20 protein-coding genes, 1 tRNA gene and 2 riboswitches are annotated in these 25,378 nt (G+C 72.1%); of the genes, 10 read left to right on the top strand and 11 right to left on the bottom strand.

Translation table 11 applies throughout. From position 1 onward, the window contains the following. The first annotated feature begins 30 nt into the window (after positions 1–30). From lhgO to ACFU8W_RS07215, 3 genes are all read left to right on the top strand, one after another. Positions 31–1,287: an L-2-hydroxyglutarate oxidase gene (gene lhgO / locus ACFU8W_RS07225; protein WP_384032941.1), complete on the top strand. Its 1,257-nt coding sequence runs from the start codon at positions 31–33 to the stop codon at positions 1,285–1,287. Further along, complete coding sequence (gene trmB, locus ACFU8W_RS07220) at positions 1,280–2,089, top strand: tRNA (guanosine(46)-N7)-methyltransferase TrmB (RefSeq protein WP_384032938.1); 810 nt, start codon at positions 1,280–1,282, stop codon at positions 2,087–2,089. The genes lhgO and trmB overlap by 8 nt, the downstream gene beginning before the upstream one ends. A gap of 117 nt (positions 2,090–2,206) precedes the next feature. After that, the gene (locus tag ACFU8W_RS07215) at positions 2,207–3,739 is read left to right on the top strand and encodes a PrsW family intramembrane metalloprotease (RefSeq protein ID WP_384032934.1); all 1,533 of its coding nucleotides are present in this window, start codon (positions 2,207–2,209) and stop codon (positions 3,737–3,739) included. A gap of 199 nt (positions 3,740–3,938) precedes the next feature. On the opposite strand, the gene ACFU8W_RS07210 is transcribed toward ACFU8W_RS07215, so the two are convergent. The 6 genes from ACFU8W_RS07210 to ACFU8W_RS07185 form a co-directional block, all read right to left on the bottom strand. Continuing rightward, a complete protein-coding gene (locus tag ACFU8W_RS07210; RefSeq protein WP_384032931.1) occupies positions 3,939–4,883 on the bottom strand; it encodes an aldo/keto reductase in 945 nt (314 codons plus the stop codon). 154 nt (positions 4,884–5,037) lie between these two features. Beyond that, positions 5,038–6,144, bottom strand: coding sequence for a M23 family metallopeptidase (locus ACFU8W_RS07205; RefSeq protein WP_345512478.1), 1,107 nt, complete (start codon positions 6,142–6,144; stop codon positions 5,038–5,040). Positions 6,145–6,155: 11 nt separating this feature from the next. Beyond that, positions 6,156–6,308, bottom strand: a riboswitch (cyclic di-AMP (ydaO/yuaA leader). A gap of 261 nt (positions 6,309–6,569) precedes the next feature. Beyond that, positions 6,570–7,724, bottom strand: a complete 1,155-nt coding sequence (locus ACFU8W_RS07200; protein WP_384032927.1) for a PP2C family protein-serine/threonine phosphatase — start codon at positions 7,722–7,724, stop codon at positions 6,570–6,572. Between the two features lie 229 nt (positions 7,725–7,953). Next, a tRNA-Met gene (locus tag ACFU8W_RS07195) sits at positions 7,954–8,027 on the bottom strand. A gap of 280 nt (positions 8,028–8,307) precedes the next feature. Beyond that, positions 8,308–9,504, bottom strand: a complete 1,197-nt coding sequence (locus ACFU8W_RS07190; RefSeq protein WP_345512480.1) for an SPFH domain-containing protein — start codon at positions 9,502–9,504, stop codon at positions 8,308–8,310. Positions 9,505–9,601: 97 nt separating this feature from the next. Beyond that, positions 9,602–9,823, bottom strand: a complete 222-nt coding sequence (locus ACFU8W_RS07185) for a hypothetical protein (RefSeq protein WP_358858281.1) — start codon at positions 9,821–9,823, stop codon at positions 9,602–9,604. A 194-nt stretch (positions 9,824–10,017) separates the two neighbouring features. On the opposite strand from ACFU8W_RS07185, the gene ACFU8W_RS07180 reads away from it, so the two are divergent. Continuing rightward, positions 10,018–10,431: an SHOCT domain-containing protein gene (locus tag ACFU8W_RS07180; RefSeq protein ID WP_345512482.1), complete on the top strand. Its 414-nt coding sequence runs from the start codon at positions 10,018–10,020 to the stop codon at positions 10,429–10,431. On the opposite strand, the gene ACFU8W_RS07175 is transcribed toward ACFU8W_RS07180, so the two are convergent. Next, positions 10,385–11,578, bottom strand: coding sequence for a sulfite oxidase (locus ACFU8W_RS07175; protein WP_384032924.1), 1,194 nt, complete (start codon positions 11,576–11,578; stop codon positions 10,385–10,387). The genes ACFU8W_RS07180 and ACFU8W_RS07175 overlap by 47 nt on opposite strands. 157 nt (positions 11,579–11,735) lie before the next feature. Here ACFU8W_RS07175 and ACFU8W_RS07170 point away from each other — a divergent pair, with 157 nt between their 5' ends. From ACFU8W_RS07170 to cobM, 4 genes are all read left to right on the top strand, one after another. Beyond that, on the top strand, positions 11,736–13,121 hold the full coding sequence (locus ACFU8W_RS07170; RefSeq protein WP_384032922.1) for an FAD-binding oxidoreductase: 1,386 nt from the start codon (positions 11,736–11,738) through the stop codon (positions 13,119–13,121). Between the two features lie 80 nt (positions 13,122–13,201). Beyond that, complete coding sequence (locus tag ACFU8W_RS07165) at positions 13,202–13,609, top strand: SSI family serine proteinase inhibitor (protein ID WP_384032920.1); 408 nt, start codon at positions 13,202–13,204, stop codon at positions 13,607–13,609. Between the two features lie 182 nt (positions 13,610–13,791). Then, entirely contained in the window at positions 13,792–15,078 is a 1,287-nt protein-coding gene (gene cbiE / locus ACFU8W_RS07160) for a precorrin-6y C5,15-methyltransferase (decarboxylating) subunit CbiE (RefSeq protein ID WP_384032917.1), read from the top strand. Continuing rightward, a complete protein-coding gene (gene cobM / locus ACFU8W_RS07155; RefSeq protein WP_384032915.1) occupies positions 15,075–15,824 on the top strand; it encodes a precorrin-4 C(11)-methyltransferase in 750 nt (249 codons plus the stop codon). The genes cbiE and cobM overlap by 4 nt, the downstream gene beginning before the upstream one ends. Positions 15,825–15,842: 18 nt before the next feature. Here the strand turns inward: cobM and ACFU8W_RS07150 are convergent, their stop codons facing one another. Continuing rightward, positions 15,843–16,958, bottom strand: a complete 1,116-nt coding sequence (locus ACFU8W_RS07150; protein WP_384032913.1) for a cobalt-precorrin-5B (C(1))-methyltransferase — start codon at positions 16,956–16,958, stop codon at positions 15,843–15,845. 15 nt (positions 16,959–16,973) lie between these two features. On the opposite strand from ACFU8W_RS07150, the gene ACFU8W_RS07145 reads away from it, so the two are divergent. After that, a complete protein-coding gene (locus tag ACFU8W_RS07145; RefSeq protein ID WP_384032911.1) occupies positions 16,974–17,720 on the top strand; it encodes a cobalt-precorrin-6A reductase in 747 nt (248 codons plus the stop codon). A gap of 11 nt (positions 17,721–17,731) precedes the next feature. Here ACFU8W_RS07145 and ACFU8W_RS07140 read toward each other — a convergent pair whose 3' ends face one another. Genes ACFU8W_RS07140 through cobG form a run of 3 tightly spaced genes read right to left on the bottom strand, consistent with a single transcriptional unit; the run spans position 17,732 to position 21,224 of the window. After that, positions 17,732–19,246: a precorrin-2 C(20)-methyltransferase gene (locus ACFU8W_RS07140; RefSeq protein ID WP_384032908.1), complete on the bottom strand. Its 1,515-nt coding sequence runs from the start codon at positions 19,244–19,246 to the stop codon at positions 17,732–17,734. A 2-nt stretch (positions 19,247–19,248) separates the two neighbouring features. Then, positions 19,249–19,875 carry a precorrin-8X methylmutase gene (locus ACFU8W_RS07135; protein ID WP_384032906.1) on the bottom strand — a complete coding sequence of 209 codons (627 nt, stop codon included), beginning with the start codon at positions 19,873–19,875 and terminating at the stop codon, positions 19,249–19,251. A 56-nt stretch (positions 19,876–19,931) separates the two neighbouring features. After that, entirely contained in the window at positions 19,932–21,224 is a 1,293-nt protein-coding gene (cobG, locus tag ACFU8W_RS07130; RefSeq protein ID WP_384032904.1) for a precorrin-3B synthase, read from the bottom strand. Between the two features lie 103 nt (positions 21,225–21,327). Then, positions 21,328–21,403, top strand: a riboswitch (cobalamin riboswitch). A gap of 92 nt (positions 21,404–21,495) precedes the next feature. Between cobG and cobN the strand changes: the two genes are divergently transcribed. Continuing rightward, on the top strand, positions 21,496–25,095 hold the full coding sequence (cobN, locus tag ACFU8W_RS07125; RefSeq protein WP_384032902.1) for a cobaltochelatase subunit CobN: 3,600 nt from the start codon (positions 21,496–21,498) through the stop codon (positions 25,093–25,095). Positions 25,096–25,378 lie beyond the last annotated feature (283 nt).

Here is a 25,378-nt window from a genome sequence, read left to right as displayed (position 1 = left end):
CAGTGCACTATCGGGGTGGGAGGTGGCGTGATGATGACTCACGCGGCGTACGACTGCGATGTGCTGGTGATCGGCGGCGGGATCGTCGGCCTGTCGACGGCGTATGCCCTCACGCGGACCGCTCCGGGCACGCGGGTGACGGTATTGGAGAAGGAGTGGGGCCCGGCGCGCCACCAGACGGGGCGCAACAGCGGGGTCATCCACAGTGGCATCTACTACCGCCCCGGTTCGCTGAAGGCCCGCTATGCGGTGCGCGGCGCCGCCGAGATGGTCGACTTCTGCGCGGAGTACGGCATTCCGCACGCGGTGACCGGCAAGCTGATCGTCGCGACCGAGCGGTCCGAGCTGCCCCGGCTGCACGCCCTGGTGCAGCGCGGCCGGGAGCACGGGCTGCCGGTGCGGGAGCTGGGGCCCTCGGGGATCGCGGAGTACGAGCCGCAGGTCCGCGGGCTCGCGGCGATCCGGGTCGGGACGACCGGGGTGTGCGACTTCAAGGCGGTTGCCGAGCGGCTCGCGGCCGAGGTTCGCGGCGCGGGCGGGCTGATCAGGTTCGGGGCGGAGGTCACGGCGATCGACCGCCGCCCGTGGGGTGTGGCGGTGCGGACGGCTGACGGCCGCGTCGTGCGGGCCCGGGTCCTGGTCAACTGCGCGGGGCTGCACTGCGACCGGGTGGCGCGGCTCGCGGGCGACGAGCCGGGCATGCGGATCGTGCCCTTCCGCGGGGAGTACTACGAGCTGACCAGGCCGGAGCTGGTGCGCGGGCTGGTCTACCCGGTGCCGGATCCGGCGTTCCCGTTCCTCGGGGTGCACCTGACCCGAGGCCATGACGGCGGCGTCCACGTCGGGCCGAACGCGGTGCCCGCGCTGGCCCGCGAGGGGTACAGCTGGCCGGTCGTACGCCCGCGTGAGCTCGCGGACACGCTGACCTGGCCCGGCTCCTGGCAGATCGCACGCAGACACTGGCGGTACGGGGCGGGCGAGGTGCACCGTTCGCTGTCGAGGAGCGCATTCACCGCGGCCGTCCGGCGGCTGCTGCCCGAGGTCACGGAGGACGACCTGCGCCCCGCCCCGTCCGGTGTCAGGGCCCAGGCGGTGCTGCGCGACGGCACGCTGGTGGACGACTTCCTGATCCGCGAGGCCCCGCACACCGTGCACGTGCTGAACGCCCCGTCGCCCGCCGCGACGGCCTCTCTGCCCATCGGGCGGGAGGTGGCACGCAGGGCGCTGCTCCGGGCACAGGGAACGGGATGGAAGCCGCCCGCCGTAGAATCGGGGCATTGTGTCTGAGTCCTTGAACCCCGCCCCCGAGACCGACGAGGCCCACGCTCTGCGTGCCGCCGCCTTCGAGCGGCAGCGCAGGCTGCGCCAGGAGCCGCGCTTCCCCGGCGGGCCCGCCGCCGATCCGGCCGGTTCGCACCACGAGCGCCGGATCCGCAGCTTCCAGCCGCGCCGCAGCCGTGTCACACCCGGCCAGGAGGACGCTCTGCAGCGGCTCTGGCCGAAGTGGGGCCTGGACATCGACGGGCAGTCGGTCCTCGACCTGCCCGAGCTGTTCGACGGGCTCCCGATCGTGCTGGAGATCGGCTTCGGGATGGGTGAGGCGACCGCGCAGATGGCGGCCGACGACCCGGGCACCGGCATACTCGCCGTCGATGTGCACACCCCGGGCCAGGGCAATCTGCTCGGTCTCGCGGACCGGAACGGACTGTCCAACATCCGGGTGGCCAACGGTGACGCGATCATCCTGCTGCGCGAGATGCTGCCGCCGGACTCGCTCGACGGGCTCCGGGTGTACTTCCCCGACCCGTGGCCCAAGAAGCGCCACCACAAGCGGCGCCTGATCCAGCCGGAGTTCCTCGATCTGGTGGCGCAGCGGCTGAAGCCGGGAGCCGTGCTGCACTGTGCGACCGACTGGGAGCCGTACGCCGAGCAGATGCTCGAGGTGCTGACCACGCACCCCCTGTTCGAGAACACGGCGGCGGACGGCGGCTACGCACCGCGGCCCGCGTTCCGTCCGCTGACCCGGTTCGAGGGGCAGGGCCTGGACAAGGGCCACGTCGTGCACGACCTGCTCTTCGCCCGTAGCTGACCTTTCCGCCGCGGCCGGGTCCTCACCCGTGGCTGAGCTGCGGATTTCCTGACGGGGCGGCACGCGTACCTCGTCGCCCCATGGTCAGCTGTCACTCCCCCTCGTTAGGGTCATGGGGTGTCCGACGGGTCTGTCCAGCAGCAACAGTCGCAGCCGGCCGTCCCGCTCCTCGAGGAGCAGCGGGTCGGCGAGATCCTGGCGGCCGTGCCGGAGCGGGGTCAGTGGCGCTACCGCCCGCGCCGCGTCGGCATGGTCTGGCGGAGCAAGACGTTCCGTATCGCCGCGGTCTTCACGGTGCTCGCGCTGTGCGGGCTGGTGATCCTGGCCCTGGTCCGCGCCCAGACCGGCACCGAAGGATTCCTGGTCGGGCTCGGTCTGGCCGTGCTGCCCGTCCCGCTCCTGATGACGGCGTTCCGCTGGCTGGACCGGGTCGAACCCGAACCCTGGCGGAATCTGCTGTTCGCCTTCGCCTGGGGTGCGTGCGCCGCCGCCCTGGTCGCGATCATCGCCAATTCGTTCGCGACCCGCTGGATCGCGACGGCCACCGCGGACCCGGCGAGCGCGGACACCCTCGGGGCCACGGTGATAGCGCCGGTCGTCGAGGAGAGCGCGAAGGCGGCGGCCGTCCTGCTGATCTTCCTGTTCCGGCGAAGGGACTTCGGCGGTGTCGTCGCCGGCGTCGTCATCGCCGGCTTCACGGCGACGGGCTTCGCCTTCACCGAGAACATCCTCTATCTGGGCAACGCGTTCGGCGAGGACCAGCAGATCGGCAACTCGGGCCTGGCGTCGGTGACGGCCGCGACCTTCTTCGTACGAGGGGTGATGACGCCGTTCGCGCATCCCCTCTTCACCGTGCTGACCGGCCTGGGCTTCGGCTTCGCGGCGCTCAGCGCACGCCGCCACCGCATCCGTCGCATCGCGCTGCCGCTGCTCGGACTGGTCCTCGCCATGGGCATGCACGCCCTGTGGAACGGCTCGGGGACGTTCGGCCCGTACGGCTTCTATGTCGTGTACGGGGTGTTCATGGTCCCGGTCTTCGGACTGGTCACCTGGCTGGCGATCTGGTCGCGCCAGCGGGAGCTGCGCACCCTGGCGACCGAGCTGCCCGCGTACGCGGCCGCCGGCTGGCTGACCCCGGCCGAGCCGCTCGCGCTCTCCTCGATGCGGGCCCGCGGCCTGGCCCGGGACCTGGCGCGCCGGCAGCACGCGCAAGCGGGGTACGGAGCCCCGGGGCACGGGTACGCCGCTGCCTACGGCCCCGCCCACGGCGCTCACAGCCGGATCGCGGCGCAGGTACGCAGTCACGCCAAGGCGCAGGCCACGGCGCGCGGCAAGGCGGCGGCGCGGGCGGTCGCCGAGTACGAGTCGTTCGCCACGTCCCTGGCGTTCCTGCGCCGCCGGGCAGGCCGCGGGGCGGCGGAACCGGACTTCAGCGCACGTGAACTGGAACTGCTGCACCATCTCTGGCAGCGCCGGGAGGTGGCCGCCCCCGCCCTGGCGTACGCGGCACAGGCGACGGGCCGCCTGCGCCCGCGGTACATGGCCCCGGCGCCGGTTCCGCAGCAGTACCAGCCGTACGGCGGCCACAACCCGTATCTGTCACCCCCTGGGCAGCCGTATCACCAGCCGCCCCACGGACAGCACCGCTAGTGCTGCGACCGGAAAGGTTTACCGGGAAGCTCGCGGCGTCCGGTGCGGTGCATCGCAAGGCGGAGGATCCCCCTCGTACTGGACGTACTCGGGGGATGCGACAACGCAGCGAGGTGCCGTGCCGGGCGTCGCGAGCCGGTGAACCTTTCCGGTCGCAGCACCAGGGGGAGCCGGCCGCCCCGGCATCCCCGGTGACGGGTCAGGCGGACGCCTCGGTGAGTTCCGCCAGCTCCTGCTCGGTCAGTCGCAGGCCGGCGACGGCCACCAGCGCGGGCAGCTGATCGACCGTGCGGGCCGAGGCGATCGGAGCGGCTACGGTCGGACGGGCGGCGAGCCAGGCCAGGGCGACGGTCGCGATCTCGGCGCCGCGCTCCTGGGCCACCTTGTCGAGTGCGGCCAGGACCTTCCGGCCCCGCTCCGACTCCAGGTGCCGGCCGGCGTTCTCGGCCCGGGCGCTCTCCACCGACGTGCCCGGACGGTACTTGCCGGTGAGGAAACCCGAGGCCAGGGCGAAGTACGGGACAGCGGCGAGCTCGGCGCGGGCGGCGGTGTCCTGGAGCTCGCCCTCGTAGGTGTCACGGGAGACGAGGTTGTAGTGCGGCTGCAGGGCGACGTAGCGGGCCAGCCCCTCGCGCTCGGAGAAGTCCAGGGACGCCTGGAGCCGCTCCGGGCTGATGTTGGAGGCGGCGATGGCGCGCACCTTGCCGTCCTTCACCAACTGGTCGAGAGCGGTGATGATCTCCTCGACCGGGACGGTCTCGTCGTCGAAGTGCGTGTAGTAGAGATCGATGTGGTCGGTGCCGAGACGGCGCAGCGACTGCTCGGCCGCGGCCTTGATGGTGGTCGCGGAGAGGCCCTTGTAAGCAGGATGGGCGCCGACCTTCGTCGCGACGACGATGTCGGAGCGGTCGGAGCGTGCGGCGAGCCACTTGCCGATGACGATCTCCGACTCGCCGCCCTCGTTGCCAGGGACCCAGGCGGAGTACGAGTCGGCGGTGTCGATGAAATTGCCGCCCGCCGCCGCATACGCATCGAGGACGGCGAACGACTGCGCCTCGTCGGCGGTCCAGCCGAAGACGTTGCCGCCGAGGGCGAGCGGGAAGACCTGAAGGTCGGAAGAGCCGAGCCTGCGGAGAGAAGTCATAAGTGGATCAACGAAATCCACCGGTGCCGCTATTCCATGCATGGTGCACGGAAAAGCCGTGGAGAAACGGACCGGCAGCCCTGACGTCGGGGGGTGAGCGTCAGGACTGCCGGGGATCGGTGGCGGGCCGGTGGGACGGCTCGCGTTCCTCGGGTCAGGGCGTGAGGCCCTTGTCGCGCAGCCAGGTCATCGGGTCGATGCCCGTACCGCTCGAGGTGTGGACCTCCAGGTGGAGGTGAGGTCCCGTCACATTTCCCGTGGCGCCGACACGGCCGATGGTCTCACCGGTGGTGACCTTCTGGCCGACGCTGACGTTGATCGACGACTGGTGACAGAACCACAGTTCCGTACCGTCCTCGAGCTCCAGGACCGTGCGGTAGCCGTAGGAGCCGGACCAGCCCGCCGACTTGATGGTGCCGGTGTGGATGGCCTTGATCGGGGTGCCGGTCGGCGCCGCGAAGTCGAGACCGGTGTGGTAGCCGGAGGACCACATCGAACCGGCTTGGCCGAAGGTCGAGGTGATCGTGTACGAGGAAGTGGGGATGGCGTAGCTGGCGGCCAGTTTGGCGAGCCGCTCGGCCTCGGCCTTCGCCTTCGCCTCTTCCTCCGCCTTCTTCTTCGCGGCCTCGGCCTTGGCCTCCGCGACGTCCTGCTTCTGCTTCGCCTCGGCTGCCGCCTTCTCCGCGGCGGCCTTCTCCTCAGCCGCCCTGGCCTCCGCGTCGGCGGCGTTCTGCTGCTGCTCGGCCTGCTGGAGGATGCGGGCGCGGAGCGCCTCGCCGGCGTCGGTGGCACCCTGCTCGGCCTCGGCGGTGGTGATGCCCGCACTGGTCAGCGGTGCGGCGGCGGTCGCGGCCTGGGCCCGGTCGGTGGCGGACTCGTCGGAGAACAGCGCGCCCACACCGGGGAGGGAGCCGGCGTCGGGGAGATTGTCCGCGATGGAATCGGGAAGGGAGATGGAGACCGGCGGCTTGCTCTGCGCGGTGGCCATCCCGCCCGCGCCGACGGCCGCGATGACGCCGACACCGAGAACCGTGGAGCTACGGGCGAGCCCGTTGCGCTGCTTGGCGACGCGGTGCCTGCCGCGTACGGGACGGACGGACTCCTCGGTGGGGTTCCATTCCTCCCAGGCCCGGTCGGTCTCTCCGAAGCCTTCGGTCCCGAACTCGGTGCCGAACTCGGTGTCCGTCCCGGATCCGTACTCAGTGGTGAAGTCGGAGCCGAACCGGGAAGGGGCTTCGGGGGCAGGCTTGTTGGACGCCACGGGGGCGCACTCCTTTCCTTCCTTCTCGCCTACCGGGTTAGCTGACGGGTTCGGAGCAGGAAGGTCTCCTACGGATTCCTCTGCCTCTCACGAGACACAGGTGTCCGATTCACCCCATGTAGGTGGTTCCCCGGTTCCCTTGCGGAATTCGGCGCTCGCGCACGGGTGCCGCCACTGACGACGGCTGGGACGACCGCGCTGCGTTATCGAACGTTAATAGACACACGGGTCCGATTCCAAGCCGTTCCCACTGATCATTGCCGACCTTGGCCTGGACTTTACGGGACACAACCGGGTGGAATCGGACGAGTTGACCCGGGCTCAGCCACTACCGTCTTTCTGACGTTGCGTCAAACGTTATGCGGAGCGGCACTCTTCGATTACGCACGGTGGCATCACCCTCGTGTGCTCACCGCAGTCGCGACTCATTCCTGCCCGCGCCCCACGATCTTCACCGTCCTGCGCCGTTCCAGCTGCCCCTCCGCGGGCCGCGCGACCGCGACCAGCGCCAGGTCGTCGGTGGACTTGCCACCCGTGTGCAGCCGTACGTCATCGGTCAGTGCGGACAGCAGCTCCTCGGGCCCGGGGAAGAGCCGTCCGCGCAGCCGGGCCGCCGGATCGTAGAAGATCCCCTGTTTGTCCCGAGCCTCGGAGAGGCCGTCGGTGTAGACGAGCAGCGTCGTCCCGGCGGCCAGACTCCAGACGTCGGCCAGGTCCGGCCACACCCCCAGCCCCATACCGAGCGGCAGCGCGGGCACGCTCGGCACCAGCACCTCCACCCCGCCGTCGGCATGGAGCAGCAGCGGCTCGGGGTGGCCGCGGTTGACGATCCGTACCTCGTCGGCGCCGTGCGGGATCTCGGCGAGTGCCGCGGTGACGAACCCCTCGACCGGATCGATCCCGCCGCGCCGCTCCCCCTCCCGCGCCAGCGCCCGCTCCAGCCGCTGCGCCACGTCCTCCAGCGAAGCCTCCTGCTCGGCGGCCTCCCGGAACGCGCCGATGATCACCGCCACCGCCTCGACCGCGTCGAGCCCCTTGCCCCGCACGTCCCCGACCACCAGCCGCACGCCGTGCGGGCTGTCCACCACGGCGAACAGGTCGCCGCCGACGAACTCGTCCGCCTGCGCCGCCTCGTACCGCGCGGCGACCCGCAGCCCGCCGATCCAGTCGTTCGGCTTCGGCAGCACGGCCCGCATGGCGGTCTCCGCGATGACCCGCGCCGAAGCCAGCTGCTCAGTGCCTCGCCGTACGACTCCGTTGATGAAGAGGGCGAGGACCGAGACGGTGAGCACGGTGAGGACCTCGAGGGACGGCACGACCTGCAGCACCGTGCCGCTCTCGCTCCGCAGGACGAGGATCGAGAGCAGCGAGGCGGCGCCGATACGGACGGTGCCCGCCCGAGTGAAGAACGGCGCGGCGACCAGCGGGGCAGCCACGAAAAGCGGCACGGCGGTGAACGGCGGCGGGGTGAGAATGTCGAACACGAGCCCGACGACGATCATCAGCGCAGGCAGCGCACCGACGAACCGCCGGGAACGGCTGCCGCCCCCGACCCGCACCCCCCGCAGCTTCTCCGCCATCCCCACCAGTGGTCTCCTGCCCGGTACGCGCAGCGGCTCCTGTGGTCTCCTGCCCGATGCGCCCCCGCGGTCTCCTGCCCGGTACGCGCCTGACTGCGGACGGCGCCGCACCCCACTCCCCCAGGCTGGCCGGAGCGGCGTCGCGCGGCGACTCCGCGTCGGCCGAAGGGGGGACGGACACACGAATCAGGCCCGGCATGCTTCGTGCATGCCGGGCCTGATTCTTCAGTAGCGGGGACAGGATTTGAACCTGCGACCTCTGGGTTATGAGCCCAGCGAGCTACCGAGCTGCTCCACCCCGCGTCGGTGAACACAACTCTACGCCATCCGGGACGGACGGTTGACCATTTGCTGGTCCGCCTGCGCCCATCCATGCCCACCGCTGCCCCAAGGTGTCGAATTCGAGAAGCAATTGCCGGCTCGCAGCCTGCCCGGAGGGCCTCCGACGATGACCGCACCGCTCGCCCTGCCGGTACCGACCACACTCCGCAGTCGTCCGTGCACGGCGCGCTCATCGGCGGCGAAATCCCTCGTGGCGGAATCCTGCGTACCGGAGGCCTCCGGAGCGGAGAAGCAGCCCGGCTCAACTCGAGTCGGTGATGTGCGGCGCCCGCTTCGCGTCGACCGCCGGCTTCGCCGCCTTCGCGCCGCGCTGGAGTGCGTGGAGGATCGCCAGCCCCTGGCTGACCACGCCCGCCGCCATCTCGTTGACACCGTTGGTGCCATTGAGCACGGTGAGGTCGGCCCCCGACATCCCGCGGGCGGCCGCGTCGGCCAGGGCCGGCAGGTTCTCCACGATGCGGTTGGCCGCGATCAGCTCCTGATTGCCGTCCCGGAGCGAGGTGGCACGCGCGGTGTTGGCGTCGGCCTGCGCCTGGGCAAGGGTCCTTTCGGCGTACGCACTGCCGTCGGCCTGGAACTTCGTCTGGTCGCGGGCGGCCTCGGCGAGCGTGCGCTGCCGGTACGCCTCGGCGTCGGCCGGACGCCTGACCTCCGCCTCCAGCCGTTGCGCGGCCAGCGACGCCTGCCGCTCGGCCAGTGCGGTCTGCTCCTCGACGACCTCGTGCGAGGCCCTGGCCTGGGCCAGCGGTCCGGCCTGGGCGGCACGGGCGTTGCACTGCTCGGTCTCGGCGAGGAAGCCGGCCCGCTTGATCGCGGTGTCCCGTTCGTACTCGGCCTTGAGCGCCGCGGCCTGCTGCTCCCGCTCGGTCGCCTCCTGGTCGGCCCTGGCCTGGGCGATCCGCGCCTGGCTGGCGACGGCGGCCGCGTGCGGGGCGGCGAGGTTCTTGATGTAGCCGGTGGAGTCCTCGATCTCCTGGATCTGGAGGGCGTCCACGACGATGCCGAGCTTCTCCATCTCGCCGTGGCTGCCCGCGATGACCTCCTGGGAGACCCGGTTCCGCTCCCGGATGATCTGCTCGACGGTCAGCCCGCCGACGATGGAACGCAGGTGTCCGGCGAAGATCCGGCCGGCGAGCTCCTCCATCTGGTCCTGTTCGGACAGGAAGCGGCGGGCGGCGTTCGCGATGGAGACGGCGTCATCACCGACCTTGAAGACGGCGACGGCGCGGACGTTGAGACGGATGCCCTGCTGGGTGACGCAGTCCTCGGTGATCTCCGCCTCGCGCAGCGCCAGGGAGAGCATGCGCACCTTCTGCTTCACCGGCACGACGAAACTGCCGTGACCGGTGACGATCCGGAACTGGGTGTCGTGCGTCTGCCGTTTCGATCCGGAGATGAGCATCGCCTCGTTGGGGGCGGGAACGTGCCAGAACAACATGAGCGGACTCCTGCCGTACGCCTTTTCTCGACGTGCTGTCCCGGTGCGGCGGCGCTCATCGCTGTCCCCCGGCGTCGTTCCCCGGCGTCGGTTCGCTTCAGGACGGCAAGCGTTCGACGATCACGCCGCGTGCCGAGACCGAGTCGACGACAACGACGCGTACGTCCCTGTCGATCGACGTCGCCGACCATGCGGTGTAGGCCTCCGACCCACCCCGTACGGCCACCAGTACTTCGCCGGGACCGTTCGGCGGGATCGGCACGGTGACACGGCCGATCGCCCCGATCGGGCTCCAGGCGGACCCATCTGCGGCGCTCATACGCCACACGCCTCCCTCGGTCATTCCACGGTACTCCGCGCCGCCTCTGGGGAACGGCCCCTGAGGAACGGTCCGCACGACAGCGAGCAGGGTCCGAAATCTGATGATATGACTGATTGAGGATTCAGTCGTTCAGGACTGTGTCACCGACACGGAGCGACGAGCCGAACGACGCGACGACCAGGGAGCGGAACGTGGACAACTACCCTCTGCTCAACCTCTTCTGGACCATGCTCTGGTTCTTCCTCTGGATCATGTGGCTCTTCCTCCTCTTCAAGGTCATCGCGGACATCTTCCGCAGCGACGACCTCGGCGGCTGGGCGAAGGCGGGCTGGCTGATCCTGGCCCTGGTGGTGCCGTACCTCGGCGTCCTGATCTACGTGATCGCACGCGGTAAATCCATGGGGAAGCGCGACGTCGCGGAAGCCAAGGAGCGGGAAGCCGCCTTCAAGGCGTACGTACGGGAAGCCGCCGCCACCGGTGACACGACCGGCCAGGCGAAACGCGGCAGCAGCGTCGAGGAGCTGGCGAAACTCGCCGAGCTCAAGGACCGCGGCGCGATCACGGACGAGGAGTTCCAGCGGGCGAAGACGAAGCTCCTCGTCTGAGCTCATCCCACTCCGCAGTGGGCTCACCCCACCCGCAGTGGACGACGATCCGCTGGATCAGGTTGTTGCCGAAGCCGCCACGGTTCCACGGCTGGGTGAGGGGCTGGACCCGGCCACCGGCATCGGTGGCACGGGCGCTGAGGACATGGGTGCCCGGCACCGCCTTCCACGGCGCCTGCCACCGTTGCCAGGCCCACGCGTGCCTGCCGTCCCCGTCCGGCGGGGCGAGCTCGGCGTCGTACCAGGAGCGGCCGTCGTCCGTGCTCACCTCGACCCGGGCGACCGGCGGCTCCCCCGACCAGGCGCGGCCCCGGAGCAGCACCCGGCCGGGGCGTACGAAACGGGTCCGGGACATGAAATCCGGGAACCCGGGCGGGATCATCAGCGCCCGGGGGGCCATCCGGGTGACGGCTTCACCGGGATCGTCGGGCTCCTGCCGGTAGCGGTAGGCGGTCGTCTGCTGGAAGCCGGTGAACGGGGTCTCGGTGAGTCGGATCTCCCGAAGCCATTTCACGTGCGCCATGCCGTACCAGCCGGGCACCACCAGCCGCAGCGGATGGCCGTGCTGCGGCGGCAGCGGACCGCCGTTCATCGCGTACGCCACCAGCACCTCCGGCGTGTCGCCGGTGGCCACGTCCACCGGCAGGCTCCGCCGGTAGTCCTGCTCGACGCCCCGCTCGATACCGTGGTCGGCACCGCAGAACACCGCCTCGACGGCGTCCGGCTCCACCCCGGCCTCGGCGAGCAGCAGCCGCAGCGGCACCCCCGTCCACTCCGCCGTACCGACCGCCTCGACCAGCCACGGCTGGCTCACCGGCCGCGGTACGAGCCGGGCCCGGCCATTGCCCGCGCACTCCATCGTGACGCGCAGTGTGACGGCCGGGAACGACCGCAGCGCCGCCAGATCCAGTGCCAGCGGCGTCCGGACCCTGCCGTGCACGGTGAGCTGCACGGAGCCGTCCCGGATCTCGGGGATGTCGTAGTGGACCAGCACATAGTGCAGTCCGGGCGGGGTGATGTCGTAGCGCAGCGCCTCCAGCGGCAGACCGTGGTTGCGGGCGGCGAGCGCGAGTTCCTCCGGGCTGATGCCCTCGCCGGGCTCGGCGAGGCGCCCCGGCAGGCTCACATCACCAAGGGGTCCGTCCATGGATTCATGGTGCGCCCGTCCGGGCAACCCGCCCACTGCTCCTGACCTGCCGCACACCGCATCCCGCTCTTTGCGCCGCGCCTGCCGATTGCACGGCCCTGCGACCGGCGGGAGCGTGGAGAGGACAGCGGTCCGCACCCGCGGCGAGGAGACGGCCATGGACTCCACCACGCTCGAAGCGATGAGGGCCGCGTTGCGCGGTCCGGTCATCGGTCCGCAGGACCCGGAGTACCGCGACGCCCGCACGATCTACAACGGCATGATCGACCGGCGTCCGGCCGCCGTGGTGCGGTGCGCGGACGCGGCGGACGTCATGGCAGCGGTGGACTTCGTCCGCGACGAAGGTCTCGAACTCGCCGTGCGGGGCGGCGGACACAGCGGAGCGGGTCTGTGCCTGGTGGACGACGGCGTCACCCTCGACCTGTCACCGATGCGCTGGGCGCACATCGATCCCGACGCCCGGACCGGCCGGGTCGGCGGCGGCACCCTGCTCGGCGATCTCGACCACGCCGCCCACGCGTTCGGCCTGGCCACTCCCTCCGGAATCCTGTCGACGACCGGGGTCGTCGGCCTCACCCTCGGCGGCGGCCACGGCTATCTCACCCGCAGGTACGGCCTGACCGTGGACAACCTCCTCGCGGCGGACGTCGTCCTGGCCGACGGCAGCCACGTCACCGCGGACGAGAACGAGAACTCCGACTTGTTCTGGGCGCTGCGCGGCGGAGGCGGGAACTTCGGCATCGTCACCTCGTTCGAACTCCGGCTGCACCCGGTGGACACCGTGGGGGTCGCGATCACCGTGTGGCCGGTCGACCGGATCCGCGAAGTCCTGGAGTGGTACCGGGACTTCCTGCCGCAGGCGCCCGAGGATCTGAACGGCTTCTTCTTGGCGCTCACCGTCCCGCCCGGCCCGCCGTTCCCCGAGGAGATCCACGGCCAGAAGATGTGCGGCGTCGTCTGGTGCTGGACCGGCGACCCCGAGCTCCTCGACGCCACCCTGAAGGTCGTGGACGAACCGGGTCCGCCTGCCTTCCACTTCACCTCGCCGATGCCCTACCCGGCACTCCAGACCATGTTCGACGCACTGCTCCCGAGCGGACTGCAGTGGTACTGGCGGGGCAACTTCTTCGACCGGATCACGGACGACGCCATCGCCGTCCACGCCAAGTACGCCGAGAACCTCCCCACGGACCTGTCGACGACGCACCTGTACCCGGTCGACGGGGCCGCCCACCGGATCGGCCCGGACGACACGGCCTGGGCGTACCGGGACGCCGTCTGGTCCGGCGTCATCGCGGGCATCGACCCGGACCCGGACAACGCCGAGGCGATCAGGCAGTGGTGTGTGGACTACTGGGAGGAGTTGCATCCGCAGTCGATGGGCGGGACGTACGTGAACTTCATGGGCGTGGGCGAGTCCCAGGACCGGGTACGGGCCACCTACGGCGACCACTACGACCGGCTCGCGGCGGTCAAGCAGGTGTACGACCCCGGCAATTTCTTCCACACCAACCAGAACATCGCGCCGGCCGGCCGGCCGTGAGGGCACGCGCACAGCTGTGAGGTCACGTGCACGCGGCGCGCCGCTCGTGTCCTCATGACCGGCTGTTCGTTGTCCAAATCATGATCATCTCTTCCGTCGTCCGGCGTCCGAGCGCGGCCTCGCTGGCCGCCGCCGCCCTGGCCACGGCCCTGCTCCTGGCTCCCACGGCGCACGCCGACGCCCCGGGAAGCACCCTCTTCCTGACCGTCTCCGGCAGCGAGAACACCTGGATCCGCGGCATCGGCCTCCAGTGTCCGCTCACCTCCTGGAGTCACCACCCGAAGGCGGCGGAGGCCTGCGCCGCCCTGGACGAGGCCGGGGGCGACCTCGACGAGCTGCCCGGCAACCCGCACCCGTGCCCCCTGATCCACGACCCCGTCACCGTCACCGCGCAGGGGACGTACAACGGCGCCGCGGTGGACTGGCAGCGGACCTACCCGAACGCCTGCGTCATGGAGGCGACCGCCGGGCCCGTCTTCGACTTCTGAGCCGGCGCCGGCCCGAACGCCCCTGCCCGGCGCGCGGACCGTGCAGGGGCGTCAGGAGAGGCGTCGGCCGGCCCGAGGCACGTACGTATGGCGATGCTCACCCGCCAGGAACGATCTCAGCGGTCAGCGCGAACAGTAGAGTTTCGGCTGCGTCAAACCCCCCGAACACCGAGGTACCGGCCGTGATCCCCGCAGCGCCCGCAATACCCCCGCCCCCTGCGCCCACCGTCGTCGGGATCGGTGCCGACGGGTGGGAGGGACTGCCCGGGGCCTCGCGCACGGCACTGCTCCGCGCCGAGGTGCTGATCGGCGGTGCACGGCAGTTGGAGCTGCTGCCGCCGGAGTGCACGGGACAGCGGGTGCCCTGGCCCTCGCCGCTGCGGGCCGCCGTGCCCGGTCTGCTGGCCGCGCACCAGGGGCTCCGCATCGCCGTGTTGGCCAGTGGCGACCCCATGTTCTACGGCATCGGGCGCGCCCTCTGCGAGGAGTTGGGCGCCGGGAACCTCCGCGTCCTGCCGCATCCGTCCTCCGTCTCCTACGCCTGCGCCCGGCTCGGCTGGCCGCTGGAGGACACCGAGGTCGTCACGCTGGTGGGCAGGCCCGCCGCCCGCCTGGCCGCCGCCCTGCACGAGGGCCGACGCCTGCTGGTGCTGAGCGCGGGTGCCGAAACCCCCGCCGACGTGGCCGCGCTGCTGCGCGAACGCGGCTTCGGCCCCAGCCCGATGCGGGTGCTGGAACAGCTCGGCGGCGAGGCCGAGGACTGCGTCACGGGGACGGCCGACGGCTGGGCGCATCCGGCGGGCGATCCGCTCAACGTCATCGCGGTCGAGTGCCGTCGTGCGCCGGACGCGCTGCGGCTCGGCGCCGTACCCGGGCTGCCGGACGATGCCTACGAGCACGACGGTCAGCTCACCAAGCGGCATGTCCGCGCCGCCACGCTCGGGGCACTGGCCCCGGCGCCCGGCGAACTGCTGTGGGACATCGGCGGCGGTTCCGGGTCGATCGCGGTCGAGTGGATGCGCACCCACCCGTCCTGCCGTGCCGTCACCGTCGAACGCGACCCGGTGCGGGCCGGACGCATCGCCCGTAACGCGGACCGGCTCGGCGTCCCCGCGCTGCGCGTGGTCACCGGCCGGGCACCGGAAGCACTGGCCGGACTGCCGGTGCCGGACGCCGTCTTCATCGGCGGCGGGTTGACCGTGCCGGGGCTGCTCGACGCCTGCTGGGACGCACTGCCGCCCGGCGGACGGCTGGTCGCCAACACCGTCACGCTGGAGTCCGAGGCGCTGCTCGCCGAGCGGTACCGGCGCCACGGCGGCGAGCTGGTGCGGCTCGCGGTGGCGCACGCCGTGCCGGTCGGCGGCTTCACCGGCTGGCGCCAGGCCATGCCGGTCACCCAGTGGTCCGTGCGCAAGCCCGGCACCCCCCCGATACCGTCCGCACCGTCCTCGTCAGGAGAGAACAGATGACCGTGTACTTCATCGGCGCCGGCCCCGGCGCCGCCGACCTGATCACGGTGCGCGGCGCCCGGACGCTCGCCGCCTGTCAGGTCTGTCTGTACGCGGGCAGCCTGGTCCCCCGCGAACTGCTCGCCGAATGCCCGCCGGACGCCCGCCTCGTCGACACCGCGCAGCTCAACCTCGACGAGATCACCGACGAGTTGGTGCACGCCCACGAGAACGGGCAGGACGTGGCGCGGCTGCACTCCGGCGACCCGTCCGTCTTCAGCGCGGTCGCCGAGCAGATGCGGCGGCTCGACGCGGCAGCTGTGCCGTACGAAGTGGTGCCCGGTGTGCCGGCGTTCGCGGCGGCCGCCGCAGCCCTCAAGCGGGAGCTGACCGTGCCGACCGTCGGCCAGACCGTCATCCTCACCCGGATCGCCCACCGCGCCACCGCCATGCCGGAGGGCGAGGACCTGGCCACGCTCGGCCGCAGCGGTGCGCTGATCGTGCTGCACCTGGCCGCCCGGTACGTCGACCGGGTCGTCGAGGAGCTGCTGCCGCACTACGGGGCCGACTGCCCGGCCGCCGTGGTGGCCATGGCGTCCCGCCCGGACGAGCTGATCCTGCGCGGTTCGCTGAGTGACATCGCCGAGCAGGTGAAGGCCGCGGGGGTGATCCGCACCGCCGTCATCATGGTCGGCCGCACGCTCGGCGCCGAGCAGTTCCGCGACAGCCACCTCTACTCGGCCGAGCGCGACCGGCACGTCTGCTGACGGGCGGCGCCGACCGCGTCAGCGCACGTCGCTGCGGCCGACGACCGTGCCCGCCCGGTCGATGCAGATGACGTCCACGGCCACCGGCGCGCCGCGCAGCACCGACAGCGCCTGGTCGCGGGCGGCCACCGCGACCAGGTCGCCCAGCGGGACCCCGGCCGCCGCGCACAGCTGAAGAGCGGCCAGACCCGTGTTGGCGTCCGCCACCTCGGCGGTCAGCGACGCGTCCGCGCCGCCCTGCCGGGCGAGTTCGGCGAGGAACCCCTTGTCGACCTGGGAGCGGGCGGAGTGCAGGTCCAGATGGCCCGCCGCGAGCTTCGACAGCTTCGCGAAGCCGCCACAGACCGTCAGCCGGTCCACCGGATGCCTGCGTACGTACTTGAGTACCGCCCCCGCGAAGTCGCCCATGTCGAGCAGGGCGATCTCCGGCAGGCCGTACTCGGCGACGACGGTCTTCTCCGAGGTCGACCCCGTGCATCCCGCCACATGCGTGTGTCCCGCGGCGCGGGCCACGTCCACGCCCCGGCGGATCGAGTCGATCCACGCCGAGCAGGAGTAGGGGACGACAATCCCGGTCGTGCCGAGGATCGACAGGCCGCCCAGGATGCCGAGGCGCGGATTCCACGTGGAGCGGGCGATCTCCTCGCCGTGATCGACGGACACGGTGACCTCGACGTCGCCCGTGTCCCCGTGGTCCGCCGCCACGCGCGCGATGTGGTCGCGCATCATCTGCCGCGGCATCGGGTTGATCGCGGGCTCGCCGACGTCGAGCGGCAGACCGGGGCGGGTCACGGTGCCCACGCCCGGACCGGCCCGGAACACCACGCCCGAACCCGGCGGCAGCCGGCGCACCGTGGCCCGTACCAGCGCGCCGTGCGTCACGTCCGGATCGTCTCCCGCGTCCTTGACCACGCCGGCCGCCGCCCGGTCGCCGGCGAGCTCCTCCACCGCCAGCGCGAACGCCGGGCTCTGGCCCTTGGGCAGGACGACGGTCACCGGATCGGGGAAGTCGCCGGTCAGCAGGGCGGTGTACGCGGCGGTCGTAGCCGCGGTCGCACAGGCACCGGTCGTCCAGCCGGGCCGCAGACCGGTGTGTTTGAGTTGGGCGCTGCGCCCTCCCCCCGCCTCACTCATGTCTGGACCGATCCCATGCACGTACTCGTCCTCGGTGGCACCACGGAGGCCCGCCGTCTCGCCGAGCACCTGGCCGGGGCGCTCCCGGCCGGGGCCCGGGTCACCAGTTCGCTGGCCGGACGCGTGGCCAGTCCGAAGCTGCCGCCCGGCGAGGTGCGGGTGGGCGGGTTCGGCGGAGCCGAGGGACTCGCCGCGTGGCTGCGGACGCACCGGGTCGACGCGCTCATCGATGCCACCCATCCTTTCGCCGGGACGATCAGTTTCCATGCGGCGTCGGCCGCCGCCGCTGCCCATGTTCCCCTGCTCGCTCTGCGCCGCCCCGGCTGGGTGCCCACGGAAGGCGACCGCTGGCACCCGGTCGGATCCCTGGCCGAGGCGGCGCGGGCGCTGCCCGGGCTCGGGCAGCGGGTCTTCCTGACCACGGGCCGGATGGGGCTCGCCGCCTTCGCCGGTCTCGACTCGCAGTGGTTCCTGATGCGGTCGGTGGACGCCCCCGACGGACCGCACCCGGCGCGGATGGAGGTCCTGCTGGACCGGGGGCCGTTCACCCTCGACGGGGAGCGCGAACTGATCCGCCGTCACCGCATCGATGTCCTCGTCACCAAGGACAGCGGGGGTGACGCCACCGCGCCGAAACTGACCGCGGCCCGGGAGGCCGGTGTTCCGGTCGTGGTGGTCCGCCGGCCACCGGTCCCGGACGGCGTTCCCGTGGTCCCCACCCCGGAACTCGCCGTGGACTGGCTGTCCGGCCTGCACGGCTGAGAGACCGGACCTCAGGCCTCCGGGTACCGCCGCGGCGTCCACACGATCTGCTGACCGTCCCCCCGCCGCACCGACTGCGTCTGCGAGGAACCGACCAGCAGGATCGTCCGCATGTCGACCTCGGCCGGTTCCAGCTCCGCCAGGGTGACGATGCGTACGCTCTCCGAGGGCCCGCCCACATCCCGGCCCACCACCACCGGAGTATCCGGCGAACGGTGCTCCAGCAGCAGGTCACGGGCCTTGCCGACCTGCTCGGTGCGGGTGCGCGAACCCGGGTTGTACAGCGCCAGCACCAGGTCCGCCGCCGCGGCCGCGCGCAGCCGGGTGGCGATCACCTCCCACGGCTTGAGCCGGTCGGAGAGCGAGATCGTGGCGTAGTCGTGGCCGAGCGGCGCGCCCGCGCGGGCGGCGGCGGCGTTGGCCGCGGTCACCCCGGGCAGCACCCGCACGGGCACCTTCGCGTACGCGTCCTGCGAGGCGACCTCCAGGACGGCGGTCGCCATGGCGAAGATCCCCGGGTCGCCGCCCGAGACCACGGCCACGCGGCGTCCGCGCCGAGCCAGGTCGAGGGCGAACTCGGCACGCTCCGACTCCACCTTGTTGTCGGAGCCGTGGCGCGCCTGTCCCGGGCGGACCGGGACGCGGTCCAGATACGTGGTGTAGCCGACGAGATCGTCGGCGGCGGCCAGCGCCCCTCGGGACTCCGGGGTCAGCCACAGCGGACCGGCGGGACCGGTCCCGACGACCACGACCTCACCCACGCGCTCCGCGTCCTCGGACGCCTCCGGCCGTGGCGCGTCGATCCGGCTGGGCAGCACCGCGACAGCGAAGTACGGAACGGAATCCGGGTCGGTGTCCGCGAGATCGCCGGTGCGCTCCCCGGCCATCGTGGCGCGCTCCACGTAGTGCGCCTCGTCCAGTCGCCCGGAGGCATCGAAGGCGCGCCGGACCGCGGGGAACGTGCGCCCCAGCTTCATCACCACGGCGGCGTCGGTGGCGGCCAGGCGGGCCGTCAGCTCCTCCTCCGGCAGCGTGCCGGGCAGGATCGTCAGCACCTCCTCACCCTCGGCGAGCGGGGTGCCGAGCCGGGCGGCGGCGGCGCTGACCGACGTGACCCCGGGGATCACCTCGGTGGGGTACCGGTCGGCGAGCCGCTTGTGCATGTGCATGTACGAGCCGTAGAACATCGGGTCGCCCTCGGCGAGCACCGCCACCGTCCGCCCGGCGTCCAGGTGCACCGCCAGCCGGGCCGCGGCCTCGCCGTAGAACTCCTCCATCGCACCCCGGTAGCCGCCCGGGTGGTCGGTGGTCTCCGTCGTGACCGGATAGACCAGCTTCTCCTCGATGTGGTCCGCGCGGATGTGCTCGGCGGCGATGGAGCGCGCGATGGACCGTCCGTGACGGGCGCTGTGATAGGCGATGACATCGGCCTCGGCGATGGTCTGCACGGCGCGTACGGTCATCAGTGCCGGATCGCCGGGACCGAGCCCCACCCCGTACAGCCGGCCCGTGTTCTGCTCGCTCACTCTTACTCTTCCTCGCTGGCGATCGCGTTGAGCGCGGCCGCGGCTATGGCGCTGCCGCCACGACGGCCCCGTACGACCAGGTGTTCCAGACCCGACGAGTGGTCGGCCAGGGCGTCCTTGGACTCGGCGGCTCCGACGAAGCCGACGGGCACACCGATGACGGCGGCCGGGCGCGGAGCGCCTTCCTCGATCATCTCAAGCAGCCGGAACAGGGCGGTCGGTGCGTTGCCCACGGCCACCACCGCCCCCTCCATCCGGTCCCGCCACAGCTCCATCGCGGCGGCGCTGCGGGTCGTGCCGAGCTTCCTGGCGAGATCGGGGACCGTGGGGTCCGACAGGGTGCAGATGACCTCGTTGTCGGCGGGCAGCCGCTTGCGGGTGACGCCGCTGGCGACCATGGCCACGTCGCACAGGATCGGCGCACCGGAGCGCAGCGCCGCGCGGGCACCGGCCACGACCCCCGGGGTGAAGTCGATGTCGCGTACGAGGTCGACCATGCCGCAGGCGTGGATCATGCGGACCGCGACCTGACTGACGTCGGCGGGCAGCCCCGCGAGATCCGCCTCGGCGCGGATGGTGGCGAAGGACTGGCGGTAGATCGCCGGTCCGTCCTTCTCGTACTGGAACACGGTGGTTTCGCTCTCTCCGGTCGGTGGTCGGGCTGCAGCGCCCTCGGGTCGGTGGTTCAGATACGGGTGCGGCGGGCGGCGTTCACCGCGGCGGCCAGGTCGGACGGACTGCCGTGGACCGTCACGGGAGCGTCCCGTTCGTCGCCGCGGACCCGGGTCACCTGGTGCCCGCCGGGAACGGCGACGACGTCGGCCCAGGCGCCCTTGGGGTGACCGCAGCGGCGTTCGCAGCCGGACCAGTGGACGGGGAGCTGCCCGGCAAGGGGGGCTCCGGCGGTCCGTACGAAGGCCTCCGCGTCGCCCCGCACATCTGCCAGGGACTTCGCACAGCCGGGCCGTCCGATGCACGCACCGACCCCCGTCCACACGGAGTCGGGTCCGGCGATCAGTCCGGCCGCGCCCCATTCGCGCAGCCGCGCCGCCGCGTCGCCGGGCGTCACTCCCGTCACGACGACGCTCCGCCACGGGGTCAACCGCAGCTCGTGGCCCACGCGGGACAGGCTCTTCCACTGCGCACCGGTGAGCCGACCGAGCGGCACCCCCACACAGGCCGCGGTGCCGACGACGCCGTACGCGGGCTCCTGCGCCGCCGTCGCCGGGGGTACGCGCTCCGCGGCACCGGCCACCCGCAACGCCGCCCTCACCGGCTCCAGCAACTCCGCGGCAGCAAAAGGTAGTTCGCTCACCCGCCAGGCGCCCGTCCCCTGCGCCGCCTCCAGAAACGACTCGGCGGCGATCAGCGCCGCGCGCGGCGCATCGTCCCCGGAGACCCTCAGCACTGCTTCCGCAGCCCCGATCCGCAGGAGCGCGCTTCCGTCGCTCTGTCCGAGCAACGTCACATCCGCTCCCAGGGCATCGACGTCGCCCCGGCCGTCGTCCAGCGCGAAGAGAAAGCGGCCGGACAGTCCGGCCGCTTTGTCACTTCCGCACAACAGCGCGTCCAGCGCGGTCAGCCACGGCCGGACATCCCGGTGGCCCCGGCCGTCGAGCCCGGAGAGCGGGGAGGCCACGACGTTACGTATCCGCTCATGGCTCCGGGACGGCAGCAGCCCAGCCCCGTCCAGGAGTTCGGCGAGCCGTCCGCCGCACTCCTGGCCGAGGCCGCGCAGCTGGACATTGCCCCGCGAAGTGAGATGCAGCTCACCGTCGCCCAACTCCCGCGCGGCCTCGTGGAGCGCGTCCGCCTGTCGGGCAGTCAGCACGCCGCCGGGGATCCGGACCCGCGCCAGCGCCCCGTCGTCCGCCCAGTGGAGCCGCAGCGACCCCGGGCAGGCATCGCCGCGGTCACGGGAGACGGGCTCCCCCGGGGCCGAAGGCGGGGTGTCGGAAGTGGACATGGCGGCGAGCATACCGACCATCATTCTGAGCTGTATGAATCCCATCTGATGCAAGGCCCTTACTATGCCTAGCAACGGGCCACCCGGCCCGGCATCGCCGGAGACGGCGATAGGGGAGGAAGCCCGGTGCAAGTCCGGCGCGGTCCCGCCACTGTGAGTCCGGCCTGAGCGGCCGGGCGAGTCAGGAACTCCCTTCCCCGAGCTCTCGATCCCGCTCGAGCAGGGGAGACCCCATTCCGACACCGCCCGGGGCGTGGACACCCCGAGGAAGGCCCGACGCCGCATGATCCTGCTCCTGTCGACGTCCGACACCGACCTGCTCAGCGCCCGCGCCGCGGACGGTCCGGTGACCTACCGCTACGCCAACCCCTCGCGCCTGCCGCTCGACGACCTCCCCGCTCTCCTCGACGGCACCGACCTCGTCGTCGTACGCCTCCTCGGCGGTGTCCGCGCCTGGCAGGAAGGGCTCGACCACGTCCTCGCCACCGGCAGGCCGGTCGTCGTCCTCACCGGCGAACAGGCCCCCGACGCCCAGCTGATGGCCGCCTCCACCGTCCCGATCGGAATCGCAGCCGAGGCCCACGCCTACCTGGCACACGGCGGCCCGGCCAATCTGGACCAGCTGGCCCGGTTCCTCTCCGACACCGTGCTGCTGACCGGCCACGGTTTCGAACCCCCGGCGCCCGCACCGTCCTGGGGCCCTCTGGAGCGCACCGCGCGCGCCACCGAAGGCCCGACCATCGCGGTGCTCTACTACCGCGCCCACCACATGAGCGGGAACACCGCGTTCGTCGACACGCTCTGCCGGTCGATCGAGGACACGGGCGCCCGCGCCCTCCCCCTCTACGTCGCCTCGCTGCGCACCCCGGAACCCGCACTCATCGACGAACTGCGCGCCGCCGACGCCATCGTCACCACCGTCCTCGCCGCCGGCGGCACCCGGCCCGCCGAGGCATCGGCGGGCGGCGACGACGAGTCCTGGGACGCGGGTGCGCTCACCGGACTCGACGTGCCGATCCTGCAGGCTCTCTGCCTGACCAGTTCGCGCAGCGACTGGGAGGACAACGACGAGGGCGTCTCCCCGCTCGACGCGGCCAGCCAGATCGCGGTCCCCGAGTTCGACGGCCGGCTGATCACCGTCCCGTTCTCCTTCAAGGAGATCGACGAGGACGGGCTGCCCGCGTACGTCGCCGACGCCGAACGCGCCGCACGCGTCGCCGGAATCGCCGTACGCCACGCACGGCTGCGCCACATCCCGGCCGCGGACAAGCGCCTCGCGCTCGTCCTCTCCGCCTACCCGACCAAGCACTCCCGTATCGGCAACGCCGTCGGTCTCGACACCCCCGCCAGCGCCGTCGCCCTGCTGCGCCGACTGCGGGCAGAGGGTTACGACTTCGGGCCCGAGGACGAGCTCCCCGGCCTGGTCTCCGGCGACGGCGACGAGCTGATCCACGCCCTGATCGAGGCCGGCGGTCACGACCAGGAGTGGCTGACCGAGGAGCAGCTGGCCCGCAACCCGGTCCGTATCCCGGCCGCCGACTACCGACGCTGGTACACCACGCTCCCGGACGAACTCCGCGACGCCGTCGAGCAGCACTGGGGTCCGCCGCCCGGCGAGATGTTCGTGGACCGCTCCCGCAATCCGGAGGGCGACATCGTGCTCGCCGCCCTGCGCCGCGGGAACCTCCTCATTCTCATCCAGCCGCCGCGCGGCTTCGGCGAGAACCCGATCGCGATCTACCACGACCCCGATCTGCCGCCCTCGCACCACTACTTGGCCGCATACCGCTGGATCGCGGCGGCGCAGGACGACGGCGGTTTCGGGGCCGACGCGATGATCCACCTCGGCAAGCACGGCAACCTGGAGTGGCTGCCGGGCAAGAACGCGGGCCTGTCCGCCGCCTGCGGCCCGGACGCCGCACTGGGCGATCTCCCGCTCGTCTACCCGTTCCTGGTGAACGACCCGGGCGAGGGCACGCAGGCGAAGCGCCGCGTCCACGCCACCCTGATCGACCACCTCGTGCCGCCGATGGCCCGCGCGGACAGCTACGGCGACATCGCGCGCCTGGAACAACTCCTCGACGAACACGCCCAGATCGCCGCGATGGACCCGGCGAAACTGCCCGCGATCCGCGCCCAGATCTGGACCCTGATCCAGGCCGCCAAGCTCGACCACGACCTGGGGCTCGACGACCGCCCGGACGACGAGGGCTTCGACGAATTCATCATGCATCTGGACGGCTGGCTCTGCGAGATCAAGGACGCCCAGATCCGCGACGGCCTGCACGTCCTGGGCGGCGCACCGGCCGGTGCGGACCGGGTCAACCTGGTCCTGGCGATCCTGCGCGCCCGCCAGATCTGGGGCGGTACCGCCTCGCTGCCCGGCCTGCGCGAGGCACTCGGGCTGGACGAGTCCGCCGCCACCCGCACCACCGCCGACGAGGCCGAGGAGCAGGCACGCGCCCTGGTCCAGGCGATGGAGGACGCGGACTGGGACCCGGCGGCCGTCGCGACCGTCACGGCATCGCATCCCCGAGCGGTCACGGACATCCTCGACTTCGCCGCCCGCGAGGTGGTCCCCCGACTGTCCGCCACCACCGCCGAACTCGACCACACCGTCCACGCCCTGAACGGCGGCTTCGTCCCGGCGGGCCCGTCCGGCTCCCCGCTGCGCGGCCTGGTCAACGTCCTGCCGACCGGCCGCAACTTCTACTCCGTCGACCCGAAGGCCGTCCCGTCCCGCCTCGCCTGGGAGACCGGCCAGGCCCTGGCCGACTCGCTCCTGGAGCGCTACCGCACCGACAACGGCGAGTGGCCCACCTCGGTCGGCCTCTCCCTGTGGGGCACCAGCGCGATGCGCACCTCCGGCGACGACGTCGCCGAGGCACTGGCACTGCTCGGCATCCGCCCGGTCTGGGACGACGCCTCGCGCCGCGTCACCGGCCTGGAACCGATCGACCTCTCCGAGCTGGGCCGCCCGCGCATCGATGTGACGCTGCGCATCTCCGGCTTCTTCCGGGACGCGTTCCCGCACACCATCGGCCTGCTCGACGACGCGGTACGCCTCGCCGCGTCCCTCGAAGAACCGGCCGAGCAGAACCACATCCGGGCGCACGCCCAGGCCGACCTCGCCGAACACGGCGACGAACGCCGGGCCACCACGCGCATCTTCGGCTCCCGCCCCGGTACGTACGGAGCGGGTCTCCTCCAGCTCATCGACAGCCGCGACTGGCGCACCGACGCCGACCTCGCCGAGGTCTACACCGTCTGGGGCGGGTACGCCTACGGCCGCGAACTCGACGGGCGCCCGGCCCGCGACGAGATGGAGACGGCGTACAAGCGCATCGCCGTGGCCGCCAAGAACACGGACACCCGCGAGCACGACATCGCGGACTCGGACGACTACTTCCAGTACCACGGCGGCATGGTGGCCACGGTCCGCGCCCTGCGCGGCACGGCCCCGGAGGCGTACATCGGCGACTCCACCCGCCCGGAGACGGTCCGCACCCGCACCCTCGTCGAGGAGATGTCCCGCGTCTTCCGCGCCCGCGTGGTCAACCCCAAGTGGATCGAGGCGATGCGCCGCCACGGCTACAAGGGCGCCTTCGAACTCGCCGCGACGGTCGACTATCTCTTCGGCTACGACGCGACGACGGGCGTGGTCGCCGACTGGATGTACGACAAGCTCACCGAGACGTACGTCCTGGACCCGACCAACCGCGAATTCCTGCAGCAGGCCAATCCCTGGGCCCTGCACGGCATCGCGGAACGCCTCCTGGAGGCCGAGTCCCGCGGCATGTGGGCCAAGCCGGACCCTGCGGTACTGGAGGCACTGCGCCAGGCGTTCCTGGAGACGGAAGGGGACCTGGAGGGCGAGGACTGAGGGCCGACAGGCGTACGCGGGTGCGGCGCCCCGTTCCGCACGGGGCGCCGCACCCACCCGGCGCCGCCCTCTCGTCGACTCCCCCGGCGCGCCCGGTCCGACCGCCGCCGGTCATGCGTGAGCCGCGCGGCCGGCCATCCCTCCGACGGCCGGCCGCCCGTCCGCGAGGGCACAGGCCGTACCGGACCCGCACCGGCCGAGGAGCAGGCAGTCGACGGACAGGTGCGTGCTTGCGTGCGCCAGGCGCTCGTGGACCGCGGGAGGGGACAGCAGGACGTGGGGC

The organism is Streptomyces sp. NPDC057565, assembly GCF_042801455.1.
Classification (GTDB): Bacteria; Actinomycetota; Actinomycetes; order Streptomycetales; family Streptomycetaceae; genus Streptomyces; species Streptomyces yanii.
Note: the sequence above shows the minus strand (reverse complement) of the source record. Positions and strands in the feature narration are given on the sequence as shown.

Coding starts and splice junctions, on each gene's coding strand:
- lhgO (WP_384032941.1), top strand. CDS start 31: ATGATGACTCACGCGGCGTACGACTGCGATGTGCTGGTGATCGGCGGC.
- ACFU8W_RS07210 (WP_384032931.1), bottom strand. CDS start 4,883: ATGACTTCTCTCCGCAGGCTCGGCTCTTCCGACCTTCAGGTCTTCCCG.
- ACFU8W_RS07200 (WP_384032927.1), bottom strand. CDS start 7,724: ATGGCGGAGAAGCTGCGGGGGGTGCGGGTCGGGGGCGGCAGCCGTTCC.
- ACFU8W_RS07190 (WP_345512480.1), bottom strand. CDS start 9,504: ATGTTGTTCTGGCACGTTCCCGCCCCCAACGAGGCGATGCTCATCTCC.
- ACFU8W_RS07185 (WP_358858281.1), bottom strand. CDS start 9,823: ATGAGCGCCGCAGATGGGTCCGCCTGGAGCCCGATCGGGGCGATCGGC.
- ACFU8W_RS07175 (WP_384032924.1), bottom strand. CDS start 11,578: ATGGACGGACCCCTTGGTGATGTGAGCCTGCCGGGGCGCCTCGCCGAG.
- ACFU8W_RS07170 (WP_384032922.1), top strand. CDS start 11,736: ATGGACTCCACCACGCTCGAAGCGATGAGGGCCGCGTTGCGCGGTCCG.
- ACFU8W_RS07165 (WP_384032920.1), top strand. CDS start 13,202: ATGATCATCTCTTCCGTCGTCCGGCGTCCGAGCGCGGCCTCGCTGGCC.
- cobM (WP_384032915.1), top strand. CDS start 15,075: ATGACCGTGTACTTCATCGGCGCCGGCCCCGGCGCCGCCGACCTGATC.
- ACFU8W_RS07150 (WP_384032913.1), bottom strand. CDS start 16,958: ATGAGTGAGGCGGGGGGAGGGCGCAGCGCCCAACTCAAACACACCGGT.
- ACFU8W_RS07145 (WP_384032911.1), top strand. CDS start 16,974: ATGCACGTACTCGTCCTCGGTGGCACCACGGAGGCCCGCCGTCTCGCC.
- cobG (WP_384032904.1), bottom strand. CDS start 21,224: ATGCTCGCCGCCATGTCCACTTCCGACACCCCGCCTTCGGCCCCGGGG.
- cobN (WP_384032902.1), top strand. CDS start 21,496: ATGATCCTGCTCCTGTCGACGTCCGACACCGACCTGCTCAGCGCCCGC.